16 protein-coding genes and 1 riboswitch are annotated in these 17,161 nt (G+C 63.7%); of the genes, 12 read left to right on the top strand and 4 right to left on the bottom strand.

The genetic code is table 11. From position 1 onward, the window contains the following. Positions 1 to 30 precede the first annotated feature (30 nt). Together FNZ07_RS30360 and FNZ07_RS30365 are read left to right on the top strand one after the other, a co-directional pair. Entirely contained in the window at positions 31 to 885 is an 855-nt protein-coding gene (locus FNZ07_RS30360; protein ID WP_091011060.1) for an MIP/aquaporin family protein, read from the top strand. A 125-nt stretch (positions 886 to 1,010) separates the two neighbouring features. After that, positions 1,011 to 1,697 (top strand): HAD family hydrolase, encoded by a 687-nt coding sequence (locus tag FNZ07_RS30365; RefSeq protein ID WP_091011059.1) that lies wholly within the window; start codon positions 1,011 to 1,013, stop codon positions 1,695 to 1,697. Between the two features lie 87 nt (positions 1,698 to 1,784). On the opposite strand, the gene ribB is transcribed toward FNZ07_RS30365, so the two are convergent. The 4 genes from ribB to FNZ07_RS30385 form a co-directional block, all read right to left on the bottom strand. After that, on the bottom strand, positions 1,785 to 2,543 hold the full coding sequence (gene ribB / locus FNZ07_RS30370; RefSeq protein ID WP_091011058.1) for a 3,4-dihydroxy-2-butanone-4-phosphate synthase: 759 nt from the start codon (positions 2,541 to 2,543) through the stop codon (positions 1,785 to 1,787). Between the two features lie 156 nt (positions 2,544 to 2,699). Beyond that, positions 2,700 to 2,898: riboswitch (FMN riboswitch) on the bottom strand. A gap of 148 nt (positions 2,899 to 3,046) precedes the next feature. Then, positions 3,047 to 3,784, bottom strand: coding sequence for a helix-turn-helix domain-containing protein (locus FNZ07_RS30375; protein WP_091011057.1), 738 nt, complete (start codon positions 3,782 to 3,784; stop codon positions 3,047 to 3,049). A 198-nt stretch (positions 3,785 to 3,982) separates the two neighbouring features. After that, positions 3,983 to 5,146: an MFS transporter gene (locus tag FNZ07_RS30380; protein ID WP_091011056.1), complete on the bottom strand. Its 1,164-nt coding sequence runs from the start codon at positions 5,144 to 5,146 to the stop codon at positions 3,983 to 3,985. A 17-nt stretch (positions 5,147 to 5,163) separates the two neighbouring features. Next, complete coding sequence (locus FNZ07_RS30385; protein ID WP_091011055.1) at positions 5,164 to 5,559, bottom strand: VOC family protein; 396 nt, start codon at positions 5,557 to 5,559, stop codon at positions 5,164 to 5,166. 114 nt (positions 5,560 to 5,673) lie between these two features. Here FNZ07_RS30385 and FNZ07_RS30390 point away from each other — a divergent pair, with 114 nt between their 5' ends. The 10 genes from FNZ07_RS30390 to gmhB all read left to right on the top strand — a co-directional run bounded on the left by FNZ07_RS30390 (position 5,674) and on the right by gmhB (position 17,149). Beyond that, positions 5,674 to 6,621 (top strand): LysR family transcriptional regulator, encoded by a 948-nt coding sequence (locus tag FNZ07_RS30390; RefSeq protein ID WP_091011054.1) that lies wholly within the window; start codon positions 5,674 to 5,676, stop codon positions 6,619 to 6,621. 151 nt (positions 6,622 to 6,772) lie between these two features. Beyond that, complete coding sequence (gene miaB, locus FNZ07_RS30395; RefSeq protein ID WP_091011053.1) at positions 6,773 to 8,146, top strand: tRNA (N6-isopentenyl adenosine(37)-C2)-methylthiotransferase MiaB; 1,374 nt, start codon at positions 6,773 to 6,775, stop codon at positions 8,144 to 8,146. Positions 8,147 to 8,182: 36 nt separating this feature from the next. After that, positions 8,183 to 9,265: a PhoH family protein gene (locus tag FNZ07_RS30400; RefSeq protein ID WP_091011052.1), complete on the top strand. Its 1,083-nt coding sequence runs from the start codon at positions 8,183 to 8,185 to the stop codon at positions 9,263 to 9,265. Between the two features lie 14 nt (positions 9,266 to 9,279). Continuing rightward, the gene (ybeY, locus tag FNZ07_RS30405) at positions 9,280 to 9,744 is read left to right on the top strand and encodes an rRNA maturation RNase YbeY (RefSeq protein ID WP_091011051.1); all 465 of its coding nucleotides are present in this window, start codon (positions 9,280 to 9,282) and stop codon (positions 9,742 to 9,744) included. Positions 9,745 to 9,833: 89 nt separating this feature from the next. Further along, entirely contained in the window at positions 9,834 to 10,427 is a 594-nt protein-coding gene (locus FNZ07_RS30410; protein WP_091011618.1) for a gamma-glutamylcyclotransferase, read from the top strand. Between the two features lie 180 nt (positions 10,428 to 10,607). After that, on the top strand, positions 10,608 to 11,501 hold the full coding sequence (locus tag FNZ07_RS30415) for an HlyC/CorC family transporter (RefSeq protein WP_091011617.1): 894 nt from the start codon (positions 10,608 to 10,610) through the stop codon (positions 11,499 to 11,501). Positions 11,502 to 11,543: 42 nt separating this feature from the next. Further along, complete coding sequence (gene lnt / locus FNZ07_RS30420; RefSeq protein WP_091011050.1) at positions 11,544 to 13,310, top strand: apolipoprotein N-acyltransferase; 1,767 nt, start codon at positions 11,544 to 11,546, stop codon at positions 13,308 to 13,310. A 140-nt stretch (positions 13,311 to 13,450) separates the two neighbouring features. Further along, positions 13,451 to 14,458, top strand: coding sequence for a glycine--tRNA ligase subunit alpha (gene glyQ, locus FNZ07_RS30425; protein ID WP_091011049.1), 1,008 nt, complete (start codon positions 13,451 to 13,453; stop codon positions 14,456 to 14,458). A gap of 15 nt (positions 14,459 to 14,473) precedes the next feature. Then, positions 14,474 to 16,579 carry a glycine--tRNA ligase subunit beta gene (glyS, locus tag FNZ07_RS30430; RefSeq protein WP_091011048.1) on the top strand — a complete coding sequence of 702 codons (2,106 nt, stop codon included), beginning with the start codon at positions 14,474 to 14,476 and terminating at the stop codon, positions 16,577 to 16,579. A gap of 9 nt (positions 16,580 to 16,588) precedes the next feature. Beyond that, positions 16,589 to 17,149, top strand: coding sequence for a D-glycero-beta-D-manno-heptose 1,7-bisphosphate 7-phosphatase (gmhB, locus tag FNZ07_RS30435; RefSeq protein ID WP_091011047.1), 561 nt, complete (start codon positions 16,589 to 16,591; stop codon positions 17,147 to 17,149). Positions 17,150 to 17,161: the final 12 nt, after the last annotated feature.

Raw genomic sequence — 17,161 nt, forward strand, 5'->3', positions numbered from 1 at the left:
ATTCGTTCATCCAATTCAGGAGCATTTTCGATGTCAACCATCACTCAACAATTAGCGAGGCGTCAGTTCATAGGAGAACTGATCTCTGAGGCCATTGCGGTCCTGATCATCATCGCTTTCGGCGATTCGGTCGCGTGCATGTACGTGCTTTACGATCCGAGTCCCTATGTGAACGCCTATTGGGGCGTCTGTATGGCATGGGGGCTGGCGGTGACGATTGCGATCTACGTCACAGGCTCGATTTCAGGTACGCATGCGAATCCCGCGGTCACACTGGCACTGGCGCTGTTCCGCGGCTTCTCATGGCGCAAGGTGTTGCCGTACTGGGTCGCGCAGGTGATCGGCGGTGTGCTGGGCGCAGTCCTCGTCTACACGCTGTATGCGCCGGTAATCGACCACTTCAACACGCTGCATCATCTGACGCGCGCGGACGGCGGCGCAGCCGGCGTGTTCTTCACGCACCCGGGCCTCGCCATCACACCGATGCACGCGTTCTCCGACGAAGTGATCCTGACTGCGCTGCTGCTGTTCGGCATCTTTGCGATCACCGAGCAGTTCAACGAAATGGCGCCCAAGGCGAATGTCGGCGCGTTGATGATCGGCTTTCTCGTGGCAACACTCGGTGCGTCGATGGGATATCTCGAAGCGTGGGCGATGAACCCCGCTCGCGATTTCGGACCGCGTCTGTTCGCTTACTTTGCCGGTTGGGGTTCGTCCGCGCTGCCGTCGCCCGATAACTTCTGGTGGATTCCGATCGTTGCGCCGTTGATCGGCGGTGTGATTGGCGGCGGGGCTTATCAGTTGCTGATCCACCCGTTCCTGCCGGCGCGTGTGCGGGCGCTTCAGGGTGAAAAGACGATCGAAGCGCGTGCGGAGCAGATCTAACCCGTCAGCCTCGTCGAGGTGAATGGAGCGGCGCATCAGGCGGCACGGAACGACGGCACGCGTAAAGCACGTATCATGACGCTTTTACGCGTGGCGGATGTTCCGCCCGCCTCTTCTTTTGCCGCATGATCGACCATCTCATCTGTGACTGCGACGGCGTACTCGTCGACAGCGAAATCATTGCCGACCGCGTGATGTTCGACACGCTGACCGCGCTCTTTCCCGCGCTCGATTTCAAGCCGGTCGTCAAGACCGCCTTCGGCCAGCAGACCTCGCGCTTTCTCGCGGGCGTCGAAGCATCGTTGAATATCAAACTGCCCGCTGATTTCCTCGAAACCGTCGAGCGCAACACCGAAGTCGAACTCGCCAGGTCACTCAGTCCGATCAACGGTGTGCGCGAGGCGCTGCACCGGATAACGCTGCCGGCTGCCGTCGTATCGAACAGTCACCTCGCACGCGTGACCGCATCCGTGCGACGGGCGGGGCTCAGCGATGTGTTTGCGGAACGCATCTTCAGCGCCGAACAGGTCGCGCGACCGAAGCCCTACCCCGACGTTTATCTGTTCGCTGCGCAACAGCTCGGCGTTGCTCCCGATCGCTGCGTGGTCGTCGAGGACAGCATCGCCGGATTGAATGCGGCGAGCGCGGCGGGGATGAAAACGATTGCGTTCGTCGGTGCGAGTCATATTCCGTCGGGATACGCCGACGTGCTGCGCAAGATCGGTATCACGCGCATCATCGAGCGCATGGACGAGTTGCCCCCGCTCGTCGAAGCGGGCGTGCGCGGCGAGTTCGGCAGCGCGCAGTCTTAAGCGCGGTCCGTTCGATAAGCGCGAGAAAGCCCGATGGCACGATAGTGCTACCGGGCTTTCGTTTTGCTACCTGAGCGCGGCTTCCGATCAGGCGCAGTCTTCGCAATACTCGCGTGCGGCTGCCAGCGCCGTGCGGAATTCAACCAGCTCGGCGATCGTCAGGATCGGCAGATTGTGTTTCGCCGCGAAGCGTTCGACCTCCGCGCCGCGCGTCATCGTGCCATCCTCGTTCATCAGTTCGCATAGCACGCCGGCCGGTTGCAGGCCCGCAAGGATCGCGAGATCGACGGTCCCTTCGGTATGGCCGCGCCGCGCCAGCACGCCGCCCGGCATTGCACGCAACGGAAACACGTGCCCCGGTCGAACGATGTCGGCGGGTTGTGCGTGCCTGGCGATTGCGGCGCGTATCGTCGTCACGCGATCGACAGCCGATACGCCGGTCGTCACGCCATCGCGTGCTTCGATCGATACCGTGAACGCCGTGCCGTGACGACTCTCGTTGTTGATCGACATCGGCGGCAATTCGAGCGCGCGGATTTTCTCGTCGGGCAGACACAGGCACACGATGCCGCTGCATTCGCGGATCAGCAGTGCCATGGTTTCGACGCTCAGGCGTTCGGCGGACACGATCAGATCGGCTTCGTTCTCGCGATCGTGATCGTCCTGCAACACGACCGCGCGACCGTCGCGCATCGCCTGCAATGCGGCGGCGATACGTGGGGGCACAGGTTCTAAAACGAGTTGAGGAAGATCGGCGAACGCATCGGGGGCGATCGTCGTGGGTGCTGGAAAGGCAGCAATGGAAGAAACCGCGGAAACAGCGGAAACAGCAGTAGCAAGAGACATGTGAAACGCTCCTCGCGAGAGTTGGGCGAAAAACGTTTCAGGGCATTGCAAACAGGCAGAACGTATCCCGCGAGCCGCACCGCGAACGGCACGACCGCAAACCGCCACTCGCCGCCAAACCAGGCCGACAGTGCAACGGAACGCACATGACTATCTGCACATCTTCTTCCATCCGGACTATGACCGTCGGCTCTGGCATCGCACCAGATCTGCTGACCCCGTTTCGTCTAACGATGCCGTGAGGCTTCGCAAGACAGAACAACACGGGCGCTCGCGGGCTCGTCGGCTCGCGCAGTGATGACTGCGCTGCCGGCATACCGCCGGTGGGGAATTTCACCCCGCCCTGAAGACGCACTGATTGCCGGACCGAATGTCCGGCCGGCAAAGGATACAACAGCCACGCACGTCATGCTGCGCGGCAAGAGCAGATTAGAGGCTTGAATCTGCACCCAGGCATGTGCCCGAATCGGGGCACATCTGCGGGCCACAGGGATTCGCAAATATCACCGGCCCGCGTCGGCCACACGTTCCGCCGCATGCCGCAGCGTTTCGGGCGGCACGTCCCAGCGCGGCGGCGTTTCCGCATTGAGCGTCACGCGAAACGCGCGTGCTTCGGTGTCGCCGGGATTGCGCAGGCTGTACGGCTGGTCCGCATCGAAGACGATTGCGTCGCCAGTGGCGAGCAACTGTCGCTGCTCGTGCACGCTCACTTCGAGCGTGCCTTCGCTGACTACGAGGTTGACCGTCGTACCTGGCGCGCGGCGCGTGCCGGGTTCCGTGTGCAGCGGTGCAATACGCAATTCGTGAAACTCGGCGGCGGCGGGCTCTGCATCGGGGTACAGCGAGCGCGCCGAATAGCGGCCATCCGCACTGACGACGCGAGCCGCGCGATCGGCGGGAAGATGTTCGAAACCGTTCAGCGCGTGCCGTCGCAGAAACGCGGACACCGACACCTTCAGTGCAGCTGCGACCTTGCAGAGCACCTTGATCGACGGCACGCTGCGCGCCGATTCGATCTGCGCGAGCATCGCGCGGGACACACCGGATGCACGCGCCAGCGCATCGAGCGACAGTTGCCGTTCTGCGCGCAATCGCGCGAGATTCACACCGACGAGATGCTCGAGCGTATCGAACGATTCGTTGCTGCGCGAACCGTCATGAACGAAATGCGTACCCTGATGAGCGGACAGGGCTGCGGCCTCAGCCGCGGGATCGCGAACCAGCGCAAGCGGGGAATGCATGATTGCCTCCAGGAGCGCCGCCGGAAGGCGGACGAGCGTTAGTGGAGGCTAGACTAGCATCGCGTTTCGCCGCGCCCAACGAAGTTATCTTCACACTGTTATCAGCATCGCGGAGGACGATTCTGAGAATGCTTGTGCGAATTTCTTATAAGGCGCGCGCTGGATGAAACATCATGCCGGCGGCATAAAGCGTCACAGTTACGCCTGCTGCACTACCGCCGAAGGCGCATCCATCCGCGCTGCAATCCACGTCAACAGCAACGCGGCAACAGTCACCGCAGCCGCGACCCACGGCAGCATGTCGAGCCCGTAGCCATGACCGATCGCGAGACCACCGAGCCACGCACCGCCCGCATTGCCGACATTGAACGCGCCGATATTCAACGTCGACGCCAGATTCGGTGCCGCCGTCGCCTTCTCGACAACGCGCATCTGTAGCGGCGGCACGGTCGCAAACGCCGCGATGCCCCAGATAAACACGGTCACCGCGGCCGCAACCTGCGAATGGCTCGTGTGTGCAAAGACCACCATCACGACGGCGAGCGTGACCAGGATGCCCATCAGCGAAGGCATCAACGCGCGGTCCGCCAGCTTGCCGCCAAGCGTATTGCCGATCGTCAGACCGATACCGAACAGCACGAGAATCAGCGTCACGCCGTGCGGCGAGAAACCGCTCACCTGTTCGAGGATCGGCGCGATGTAGGTGAACACGACGAACACACCACCGAACCCGAGCACCGTCATCAGCAGCGCGATCCAGACCTGCGGGTCTTTCAGCACCCGCACTTCGTGACCGAGACCGGCCGGCCCCGTGTCATGCCGGTTCGGCACGAGCGCGGCCACACCGGCAAGCGAAATCACGCCGAGCAGCGAGACGATCCAGAACGCCATGCGCCAGCCGAACAACTGCCCGATAAACGTGCCAAACGGCACACCGAGCACGTTCGCGAGCGTGAGCCCGGTGAACATCAATGCAATCGCACTGGCGCGCTTTTCCTGCGGCACGAGCGACGCGGCAACCACCGCACCGATACCGAAGAACGAGCCGTGCGCAAACGACGTAACGACGCGCGCGATCATCAGCACCGTATAGCCGGACGCCACCGCGCACAGCACGTTGCCGACGATAAACACGCCCATCAACAGCTGTAACGCGAGCTTGCGCGGCATCTTGCTAGTGATAGCGGCGAGCAGCGGCGCACCGACCGCGACGCCGAGCGCATAGCCGCTCACAAGCAAACCGGCGGACGGCAGCGAAACAGCGAGATCGTGCGCAACCTCGGGCAGCAGGCCCATGATCACGAACTCGGTGGTACCGATAGCGAACGCACTGATGGCGAGCGCAAGGAGCGGGATAGGCATCGAAGTTTCTCCAGATTTCAGGGGCGCGCAGGATGCACGTTGTGCAGGGCCGTCACAAACTCGATGACGACGCCCGGCGCCAGCGCAACGAACAATTGCAATTCACCGGCGAGCGGAACCTCGGCGCGCTGGGAATCGACCTTGGCAGCAGCGAGCCGCGCAAGCAGCGCGTCCCACTCGGCGGCGGTATCGAGTCGAAACGCGACATGGTCGATACGCGGCGTCGCACGAGCGGTCGAACCAGGCACCGTCGCCGCGACCAGATGGATCGCTGGACGGCCATCCGCATACAGCCAGTCGCCGTCGATCCCGAACGGCGGCCGCGCGCCGCGCACGAGCCCGACCACGTCGACGAAAAACCGCCGCGCGCCTTCGAGATCGGGAGTAACGATCGTTGCGTGATCGAGATGCATGAGACGACACCGCTCCGGCAAAAAGCCATTCAGAAGTGCGGATTGTCCGCGTTGCGCGTCAATTTGATAATTGGCGTAGCATTTGAATCATTTTCAAATTATTTGGAATAATCGATGGACAATCTCGGCGATATCCGCCTGTTCGTCGAGGCCGCGCAGCTGGGCGGCCTGTCCGCGGCGGGCCGCAAGCTCGGTCTCACGCCGGCGGCCGCCAGCGCGCGGCTCGCCAAGCTGGAAGCGCAACTGAAAGCGCGGCTCTTCGAGCGCACGACTCGCCAGTTGCGCCTCACCGACGAAGGCCGTCTGTATCTGAGCTGCTGCCAGCAGGCACTGCAGGCGCTAGACGACGCCGAAGCCGCGCTGCAGGCGGGCCAGAACGTCGTACGCGGCAAGGTACGGATCTCGGCCACTTCCGATTTCGGCCGCAACCTGCTGATGCACTGGCTCGACGAGTTCAACGAGCTTTACCCCGAGGTGACGTTCGCGCTCACGCTGTCGGATTCGCTGTCGAACCTCGTGCAGGAAGACATCGATCTCGCGATCCGCTTCGGCGTGCCGCGCGACAGCTCGCTGGTGGCGCGCCCGCTCGCGCCGAACCCGCGGGTGCTGTGCGCATCGCCGGAATACGTCGCGCGGCATGGCGAACCGAAGGACCCGCTCGATCTCGCGCGTTTTGACTGCATCGTGCTCGTCACCGCGTCGGGGCCCGTCAACGAATGGCGCTTCACACGCGGCGACGAAGTCCAGCACTACACCGTGCCGCTCGACACCTCGCGCGAAACCAACGACGGCGCCATCGCCCGCGAATGGGCGCTGCGCGGCTACGGCATCGTGATCAAGTCGATGTGGGATGTCGAAGCCGACCTGCGCGCCGACGGGCTGCGCGTGCTGCTGCCCGAATGGCACTACCCGGACGCGCCGCTGCATGCGCTCTATCACCGCAACCGCTTCATGGCGCCGCGGGTGCGGGTGCTGCTCGACTTCCTGAGCGAGCGTTTCGCGCAAGTCACGACCGAACTGGAAGCACTGCTCGGGGTGCCCGCATCGAAGCCGGCACGATGAAAGCGCCGTTTTGAGCGGCTATAATGCGGGATTCCGTTGCGAACACCACTGCGTCGTCCCGCTGGCCGGGGCCGCGCACGTTTTTCGCCCTCTTTTCACCTGTTTTACTTGAAGACGCCCCCAGGTTAACCACTGCGAACGGCGAATCTCAATGACCAAGAAAGTTTATGTAAAGACCTTTGGCTGCCAGATGAACGAGTACGACTCCGACAAGATGGTCGACGTACTCGGCGCAGCCGAAGGGCTCATCAAGACCGACTCCCCGGAAGACGCGGACGTCATTCTCTTCAATACCTGCTCGGTGCGCGAAAAGGCCCAGGAGAAAGTTTTCTCCGATCTCGGCCGCGTGCGTGAGCTGAAGGAAGCGAATCCGAACCTGATCATCGGTGTGGGCGGTTGTGTCGCGAGCCAGGAAGGTGCGGCGATCGTTGCGCGTGCACCGTATGTCGATCTCGTGTTCGGCCCGCAAACGCTGCACCGTCTGCCGCAGATGATCGACCAGCGCCGCACAAGCGGCCGTCCGCAAGTCGACATCTCGTTCCCGGAAATCGAAAAGTTCGACCATCTGCCGCCGGCGCGCGTCGATGGTCCGAGCGCGTTCGTCTCGATCATGGAAGGCTGCAGCAAGTACTGCAGCTACTGCGTCGTGCCGTACACGCGCGGCGAAGAAGTCTCGCGTCCGCTCGACGACGTGCTCACCGAAATTGCCGGGCTTGCCGATCAGGGCGTGCGCGAAGTTACGCTGCTCGGCCAGAACGTGAACGCTTATCGCGGCGCGTTGACGCAACACTCGCCCGATATCGCCGACTTCGCGACGCTGGTCGAATACGTCGCCGATATCCCCGGTATCGAGCGCATTCGCTATACGACGTCGCATCCGAAGGAATTCACGCAACGGCTGATCGACACCTACGCGAAGGTGCCGAAGCTCGTGAATCACCTGCATCTGCCGGTACAGCACGGCTCCGATCGCATCCTGATGGCGATGAAACGCGGCTACACGGTGCTCGAATACAAATCGGTGATTCGCCGGCTGCGCGCAATCCGCCCGTACCTGTCGCTGTCCACCGACATGATCGTCGGCTTCCCCGGTGAGACCGAAGAAGATTTCGACAAGATGATGGCGCTGATTCACGAGATGAGCTACGACACGAGCTTCTCGTTTATCTACAGCCCGCGGCCCGGTACGCCGGCCGCGAATCTGCACGACGACACGCCGCGCGAAGTGAAGCTCAAACGGCTGCAACATTTGCAGGCGACAATCGAAGAGAACGTCGTGCGTATCAGCCAGGCGATGGTCGGCAGGGTCGAGCGGATTCTGGTCGAAGGACCGTCGCGCAAAGACCCGACCGAACTCGCGGGCCGCACCGAGAACAACCGCGTCGTGAACTTCCCGGCGCCGGTTGCCTCGCATGCGCGGCTGATCGGCCAGATGGTCGACGTGAAGATCAACCTCGCGTATCCGCACTCGCTGCGCGGCGAACTCGTGCTGTTGCACGACGCCGTGCCGGCCAGCACTCACTAGGCACCCCTTAAGCGCGCACAGGAGCGACTCACCGCCTTGAAGACCTCTCAGCAGCATCTGGAATTCACCGCACCGCGCGACGACAACGCGCGGCTCGCCAATCTCTGCGGACCAGTCGACGAGAACCTGCGGCAGATCGAGCAGGCGCTCGATGTGACGATTCAGCGTCGCGGCCATCGCATGACTATCCGCGGTCGCGGTGCGAAAGTCGCGCTGACGGCACTCGAAGACTTCTACAGCAACGCGCACAAGCCGCTATCCATCGACGACATCCAGCTCGCGCTGGTTGAAGCGCGCCATCCGGCCAGCCGTGCGCCGGCGCATCGCCAGGGGTCCGCGCACAACGGCACCGATGCCGACGCACGCTTTCCCGGCGACCCCGATCATCCGTTCGACGAAGCACCGCGCAGCGGCGACGACGAGGATGGCGACGATCTCGGTCCGAAGCTCTATACGCGGCGCGCCGACCTGCGTGGCCGCACGCCGGTGCAGCGCGAATACCTGAAGCAGATCGTGTCGCACGACGTGACCTTCGGCATCGGGCCGGCCGGTACCGGCAAGACCTATCTCGCGGTAGCGTGTGCAGTCGATGCGCTCGAACGCGACCAGGTCAAGCGCATCGTGCTGACCCGCCCGGCCGTCGAAGCCGGCGAGCGTCTCGGCTTCCTGCCCGGCGATCTCGCGCAGAAGGTCGATCCGTATCTGCGGCCGCTTTACGACGCGCTGTACGACCTGCTCGGTTTCGACAAGACCGCGAAGATGTTCGAGCGCCAGATGATCGAGATCGCGCCGCTCGCGTACATGCGCGGTCGCACGCTGAACCATGCGTTCATCATCCTCGACGAAGCGCAGAACACGACGCCGGAACAAATGAAGATGTTCCTCACGCGGATCGGCTTCGGCTCGAAGGCGGTCGTGACCGGCGACACGACCCAGGTCGATCTGCCGCGCGGCCACAAGAGCGGGTTGATCGAAGCGCAGCAGGTGCTGTCGGAGGTACGCGGCATCGCGATCACGCGCTTCACGAGTGCGGACGTGGTCCGGCATCCGCTCGTTGCGCGCATCGTCGAAGCGTACGACGCGCATTCGAAGAAAGACGACGCCGGTAACGCGCGCTGAGGACGCCGAGGACCATGAGCCGCGCTCCGAAACTGACGCTGAACCTGCAGTTCCCCGCCGCGAAAGCGTGGCCGGAGCACAAGCAGTTGCTGCCGCGCGCAACTGTCGCGGCATGGCTGAAGCCCGCGCTGTTCGCGGACGCGGAACTGACAGTGCGCTTCGTCGATGCCGAAGAGGGCCGTACGCTGAACCGCACTTACCGCGGCAAGGATTACGCGACGAATGTGCTGACGTTTGCGTATGCGGAATCCGAGGACGATCCGGTTACCGGCGATCTGATCCTGTGCTGCCCGGTGGTCGAAAAAGAAGCCACCGAGCAGAACAAGCCGCTCGCCGCGCACTACGCGCATCTGCTGGTGCATGGCGCGCTGCATGCGCAGGGCTACGATCACGAGATCGCGGAAGAAGCCGAAGAGATGGAAGCAATCGAAACCGAAATCCTCGCGGAACTGGGCTTTCCAGATCCTTACCGGCCGTGAACGCCCGCAACCCCGCTCCTGCCGCTTCCTCCAACGGTAGCGTCAACAACGAAAGCAGCACCGCGCTGCCGAACCCCGGCTATCCGCCGATGCTCGGTGAATCGCGGCTGCTGACGGAAAGCGAACTGCGCGCGTCGCTGGACGCCACGCTGGCCAGCTGGGACCGCACGAGCGACCTGTGGCTGTTCGGCTATGGCTCGCTGATCTGGAATCCTGGCCTGCCCACCGTTGAATCGATGCGCTCGCGCGTGCACGGCTACCATCGCGGGTTGTACCTGTGGTCGCGGGTGAATCGCGGCACGCCGGAGCAACCGGGGCTCGTACTCGCACTCGATCGCGGCGGCTCGTGCAGTGGCATCGCGTTCCGGCTCGCCGCCGAAGGCGCAATGCCGCATCTCGAAGCGCTGTGGCGCCGCGAAATGGCGATGGGTTCGTACCGGCCCGCGTGGCTGCCGTGCGTACTCGCCGACGGCCGACGCATCGCCGCGCTCGCGTTCGTGATGCGCCGCGATGTAGTGACCTACACCGGCAAGCTACCCGACGAGGTTGTGAAAACGGTGTTCGGTTGCGCAAACGGCCGCTATGGCACGACGCTCGACTACGTGAGCCGGACCGTCGCCGCGCTGCGCGAAAGCGGTATGCCGGATCGCGCACTCGAAGCGCTGCTCGCGCGCTGCCGTTGATGTGTCACCGATCCGCCGCGATTTTTCCCGAACACGCGTTTTTCGTTTCGATCGGTTAGGATGGCCCTAACCCGCCTCGCACAGTGGTCCGCCAGTGTCCCCGAGACACGGTCGCGCCATGTGCGTGGTGTATCCTAAGTGCTCTGCAACAGCGCGCCCAGTCTGGCCGGGCGCATCACCATGAACGACACCTATCCCAGTCGACGCTCTACAGGCAAACCCCAGGAAAAGCGCTCGCTACTCGAGCGACTGACCGACTTCATCTCGCCCGAACCCGATTCTCGCGGCGAACTCCTCGAAATCCTCCAGGATGCGCATGAACGCAATCTGATCGACGCGGACTCGCTGTCGATGATCGAGGGTGTCTTCCAGGTCTCCGAACTCTGCGCACGCGACATCATGATTCCGCGCGCGCAAATGGATGCGATCAACATCGCCGAGACCCCGGACGAATTCATGCCGTACGTGCTCGACAAGGCGCACTCGCGCTACCCGGTCTACGAAGGCAATCGCGACAACGTGATCGGCGTGCTGCTCGCGAAAGACCTGCTGCGCTACTACGCCGAAGAAGAATTCGATGTGCGCGGCATGTTGCGCCCCGCGGTGTTCATCCCCGAGTCGAAGCGCCTGAACGTGCTGCTGCACGACTTCCGCGTGAACCGCAATCACATTGCGATCGTCGTCGACGAGTACGGCGGCGTTGCCGGCCTCATCACGATCGAGGACGTGCTCGAGCAGATCGTCGGCGACATCGAGGACGAATACGACTTCGACGAGGAAAGCGGCAACATCATTGCGTCGCCGGACGGCCGGTTCCGCGTGCGTGCGCTCACCGAGATCGAGCAGTTCAACGAGGCATTCGGTACGCACTATTCCGACGATGAAGTCGACACGATCGGCGGACTCGTCACGCATCATTTCGGCCGCGTGCCGCATCGTGGCGAGAAGGTTCGCCTCGACGACCTGATCTTCGAGATCCTGCGCGGCGATGCGCGTCAGATACACATGCTGCTCGTGCGTCGCGATCCGATGGCCGGTCAGCGCGAGCGCGACGCGCAGCACGTCCAGACCTGAGCCCGCCGTTCTCCCTTCACCTTTCCCGCCGACCGCGTAACGATGGCCGACCCGATCTCCTCCCGACTGCAGCCCGGCGTAACGCCTGCCGCAGCCACTGTTCCGGTCGGCAACGGCCGCACGCTGCCCCGCTCGCACTATCTGCTGGCCTTCTTCGCCGGCGCGGCGAACACGCTGTCGTTCGCGCCGACGCCGCACGGCGGCTGGCTCGAAATCGTGCTGTTCGTGTTCTTCTTCGCGTGGCTCACGCGGACGACCGGCTGGAAGAGCGCTGCGCTCACGGGCGGTGCATTCGGCTTCGGCAATTTCGTCACGGGCGTGTGGTGGCTGTACGTGAGCATGCACGTGTACGGCGGCATGTCCGCGGTGCTCGCGGGCGCCGCGGTTGCGCTGTTCTCGCTGTACCTCGCGTTGTATCCGGCGCTGGCTGCCGGTATCTGGTCGTTCTGCGCGGGGCACGCGCGCAACGGCGCACTCGCCTCACCCGACGACCGGCCGTTCGCGCCGACGTGGCACGGCGCGTTTGCGTTCGCGAGCGCGTGGGCGATCGGCGAATGGCTGCGTGGCACGATCTTCACGGGTTTTCCGTGGCTCGCGAGCGGTTATCCGCAGGTCGATGGACCGCTTGCCGGGTTTGCGCCGGTGATGGGCGTCTATGGCGTCGGCTGGGTGCTTGCGCTGATTGCCGCGCTGCTCGTGCAGGCCTGGGCGCGGACTCGTGAACCGCGCGGCGGCAGCCGCAGTAGCGGTAACAACAGCAACACCGGCAGCTCGCACACCGCGCGTATCGCCACGCCGGCAATCGTTGCGCTCGCACTGATCGCAGCGGGACCGCTGCTGCATCTCGTCGCGTGGACCACACCGACGAATGCGCCGCTGAACGTGCGGCTCCTGCAAGGCAACGTGCCGCAGGACATGAAATTCGACGAAGCCGGTGTGGTCGGTGCGATCCGCGAGTTCCAGCGGATGATCACCGCGAAGCCCGCCGACCTCGTCGTCACGCCGGAAACCGCGATCCCCGTACTCGTCCAGGATGTGCCCGAAGATTTCGGCGTCGCCGTGCGCAATTTCGCGGATTCGACCGGTACGTCGATCGTGTTCGGCGCGATCGGCGGCAAGGTCACGCCGGACCGCCGGATCGTCGACTACACGAACAGCCTGTTCGGTATGACGCCGGGAACGCGTGACCTCTACCGTTACGACAAGCATCACCTGGTGCCGTTCGGCGAGTTCGTGCCCTGGGGCTTCCACTGGTTCGTCCAGATGATGAACATCCCACTCGGCGATTTCAACCGCGGCGCACCGGTGCAAAAGCCGTTCATGGTCCACAACGAAGCGATCTCCGTCGATATCTGCTACGAGGATCTGTTCGGCGAGGAAATCGCGCGCACGGTGCGCGAAAACGCGGCGCCGGTGAGCGTACTGATCAATTCGACGAATCTCGGCTGGTTCGGCAACACGATCGCACTCGACCAGCATCTGCAGATTGCGCGGATGCGTTCGCTGGAAACCGGCCGGCCGATGCTGCGTGCCACCAACACCGGCACCACCGCGGCCATCGATGCACACGGCAACGTGACCGGACGGTTGCGGCCGTTCACGATCGGCGCGCTCGACACGACCGTGCAAGGCATGACCGGCAATACACCCTACGTGACGAGCGGCAACAACACGGTGCTCGCCGTTTCGCTGATCTTGCTCGCATTCGGCTTCGCCTTTGGACCAGGGCGGCCGGGGCGCCGCGGCAACGCGCTTAAGAGCGAAAAAACCGCGACATCCACCGCCCCCGACGACAGCCGCAACACCTGAGCTCCGCAGAAAGTCTCAACGCACCGTCAATCCGGTAAAATTCAACGTTTTAGCACCTGGGCCGCGCCACCGGCCGGTTGCCGCCGGCTCGCGCCGCGCAGCAATCGCGCCGTGGGCGCGGTCTGCCTGAAAGGCACTTCATGCTCACGTTTCAGCAAATCATCCTGACGCTGCAATCCTACTGGGACAAGCAGGGCTGCGCGCTGCTCCAGCCGATCGACATGGAAGTCGGCGCGGGCACGTCCCACGTTCATACGTTCCTGCGTGCAATCGGCCCGGAGCCGTGGCGAGCCGCCTATGTGCAGCCGTCGCGTCGTCCGAAGGACGGCCGCTATGGCGAGAACCCGAATCGTCTGCAGCACTACTACCAGTACCAGGCCGTGCTCAAGCCCGCGCCGGAAAACATTCTCGACCTGTATCTCGGCTCGCTGGAAGCGCTCGGTCTCGACCTTCAGCAGAACGACGTGCGCTTCGTCGAGGACGACTGGGAAAATCCGACGCTCGGCGCATGGGGTCTCGGCTGGGAAGTGTGGCTGAACGGTATGGAAGTGACGCAGTTCACGTACTTCCAGCAAGTGGGCGGGCTCGACTGCAAACCGGTGCTCGGCGAAATCACGTACGGGCTCGAGCGTCTCGCGATGTATCTGCAGAAGGTCGACAACATCTATGACCTGACGTGGACCGAGTGGGAAGAGCAAGGCCCGAACGGCCCCGAGCTGCGCCGCCTCACTTACCGCGATGTGTATCACCAGAACGAAGTCGAGCAGTCCACGTACAACTTCGAGCACGCGAACGTCGATCTGCTGTTCACGTTCTTCAACAGCTACGAAGCGGAAGCGAAGCGCATGATCGAGGCGCAGATCGCGCTGCCGGCGTATGAACTCGTGCTGAAGGCCGGCCACACGTTCAACCTGCTCGATGCGCGCGGTGCGATTTCCGTGACCGAGCGCGCCGCGTATATCGGCCGCATCCGCGCGCTGTCGCGGCTCGTCGCGCAGGCGTATTACGACTCGCGCGAAAAGCTCGGCTTCCCGATGCTCGGCAATCCGGTGCACGCCGTACCCGGCCTCACCACCGACGAACAGGACGCCGCGATGCCCGCCTGGGCGCCGCCGCTCAAAGTCGAACGCAAGATCGATCCGGACTGACGAGACCTCGAAGAAATGACTCAAGCCCACCAAGCCACCCTGCTCGTCGAACTGCTCACGGAAGAACTGCCGCCGAAGGCGCTCGCGCGCCTCGGCGATGCATTCGCCGAAGGCATTGCGCAGCGCCTCGCGGCGCGCGACCTGATCGAAGGCGAGCCGTCGTTCGAACGCTATGCGACGCCGCGCCGGCTCGCCGTGATGATCCGCAACGTGCGCGCCGTCGCGCCTGAAAAGCACGTGCGCGAAAAAGTGCTGCCGGTATCGGTTGCGCTCGACGCCGAAGGCAAGCCCACCGCGCCGCTCGCAAAGAAGCTCGCCGCACTCGGTTTTCCAGATTTCTCGGTGAGCGATCTCGAACGTGCTTCGGACGGTAAGGCCGATGCGTTCTTCCTGCGCTACGCCGCGCCCGGCGCGACGCTCGCTGAAGGTCTGCAAGCCGCGCTCGACGATCTGCTGGCACCGTCAAAACTGCCGATCCCGAAGGTCATGACGTACCAGCGCCCGGACGGCACCAACATCCAGTTCGTGCGCCCCGTACAACGGCTCACCGTCCTGCACGGCGAGCGTGTCGTGCCGGTCAGCGCATTCGGCATCGATGCCGACGACACGACGCTCGGCCACCGCTTCCTGTCCGAAGGCTTCATCGCGATCCAGCACGCCGATAGCTACGCACAGACGCTGCGCGAAAAAGGCCATGTCGTCGCGAGCTTCGTCGAGCGCAAGGAAACGATTCGCACACAGTTGCTTGCGCAGGCCGACGGCGATCAGGTCGTGATGCCCGAGGCGCTGCTCGATGAAGTGACGTCGCTGGTCGAATGGCCGGCCGTGTATGCGTGCACGTTCGAAGAAGAATATCTGCAGGTACCGCAGGAATGTCTGATCCTCACGATGCAGACGAACCAGAAGTACTTCGCGCTCACCGATGCAGCAAGCAAGCTGCGTCCGCGCTTCCTGATCGTGTCGAACATCGAGACGAAGACGCCTGGCGAGATCATCGAAGGGAATGAGCGCGTCGTGCGTCCGCGTCTTGCCGACGCGAAATTCTTCTTCGAGCAGGACAAGAAGAAGCCGCTCGCCGAGCGCGTGCCGCAACTCGCCAACGTCGTCTATCACAACAAGCTTGGCTCGACGCTGCAACGGGTTGAGCGCGTCGAGGCGCTGGCCGGCGAGATCGCTGCGCTGGCTGGCGCCAACGTGACACTGGCCAAACGTGCTGCATACCTCGCAAAGGCAGACCTGATCACCGACATGGTCGGCGAGTTCCCCGAGCTGCAAGGCACGATGGGTACGTACTACGCACGCCACGACGGCGAGCCCGAAGAGGTCGCACTGGCCTGCTCGGAACACTATCAGCCGCGTTTTTCCGGCGATGCGCTGCCGGCCACGGCAACGGGCACGGTCGTCGCGCTCGCGGACAAACTCGAAACGCTGGTCGGCATCTGGGGCATCGGCCTGCAACCGACCGGCGAAAAAGATCCGTTCGCGTTGCGTCGTCACGCACTTGGTGTGCTGCGTATCCTCGTCGAGAAGCAGTTGCCGGTCGACCTCGTCGAACTGCTGCGTGCCGCACATGCGCAGTTCGCCGCGGTGCCGAACGTCGCCGATGCGACGACCGCGATCTATGAGTTCTGTCTCGATCGTCTGCGTGGCCTGCTGCGCGAACGCGGCTTCGCAGCCGCCGAAATCGACGCGGTGCTCGCGCTGAATCCGACCCGTTTCGACGACCTCGTCGCGCGCCTCGAGGCCGTACGCGAGTTTGCGTTGCTTGCCGAAGCCGGATCGCTGGCCGCCGCGAACAAGCGCATCTCGAACATCCTGAAGAAGTCCGACGCGTCGACCTCGGGTGGCGTGCAAACCTCACTGCTCACCGAAACCGCCGAAAAAGCGCTGTACGCCCAGCTCGAACAGGTTGCACCGCGCGTGCAGTCGCAGCTTGCACAACGCGACTACACCGGCGCGCTATCCGCGCTGGCCGCGTTGCGCGAACCGGTCGATACGTTCTTCAACGACGTGATGGTCAACGCGGAAGATCCGGCGTTGCGCGCAAACCGTCTGGCCCTGCTCGGCGCGCTGCATCAGCAGATGAACTGCGTCGCCGACATTTCGCGGCTTGCCGCCTGAGCGGGCACCATGGGGACTTCCACCAGAAAACTCGTGGTACTCGACCGGGACGGTGTGATCAACGTCGACTCGGATGCGTTCATCAAGTCGCCCGATGAATGGATCGCGCTGCCCGGCGCATTCGAAGCGATCGCCCGGCTCAATCAGGCCGGCTATCGCGTCGCCGTGGCGACGAACCAGTCGGGTATCGGCCGGGGTCTGTTCGACATGAACGCGCTCAACGCGATGCACGTGAAGATGCACCGGGCGGCCGCAGCCGTCGGCGGACGCATCGACGCCGTGTTCTTCTGCCCGCATACGGCGCAGGACCACTGCGAGTGCCGCAAGCCGAAGCCCGGCATGCTGAAGATGGCTGTCGAACGTTTCGATGTCGACGCAACGCAAACGCCGGTAGTCGGCGATGCGCTGCGCGACCTGCAAGCCGGCGCCGCACTCGGCATGAAGCTGCATCTGGTGCTGACGGGCAAGGGCCGCAAGACGCTCGCCGCGGGCGGCCTGCCCGACGGCACGACCGTACACGAAGACCTGCGCGCATTCGCGCTCGACTTTCTCTCCGAAGAACACGAGTGAGCGGCACGCCGC

It is taken from the genome of Paraburkholderia megapolitana (assembly GCF_007556815.1).
Classification (GTDB): domain Bacteria; phylum Pseudomonadota; class Gammaproteobacteria; order Burkholderiales; family Burkholderiaceae; genus Paraburkholderia; species Paraburkholderia megapolitana.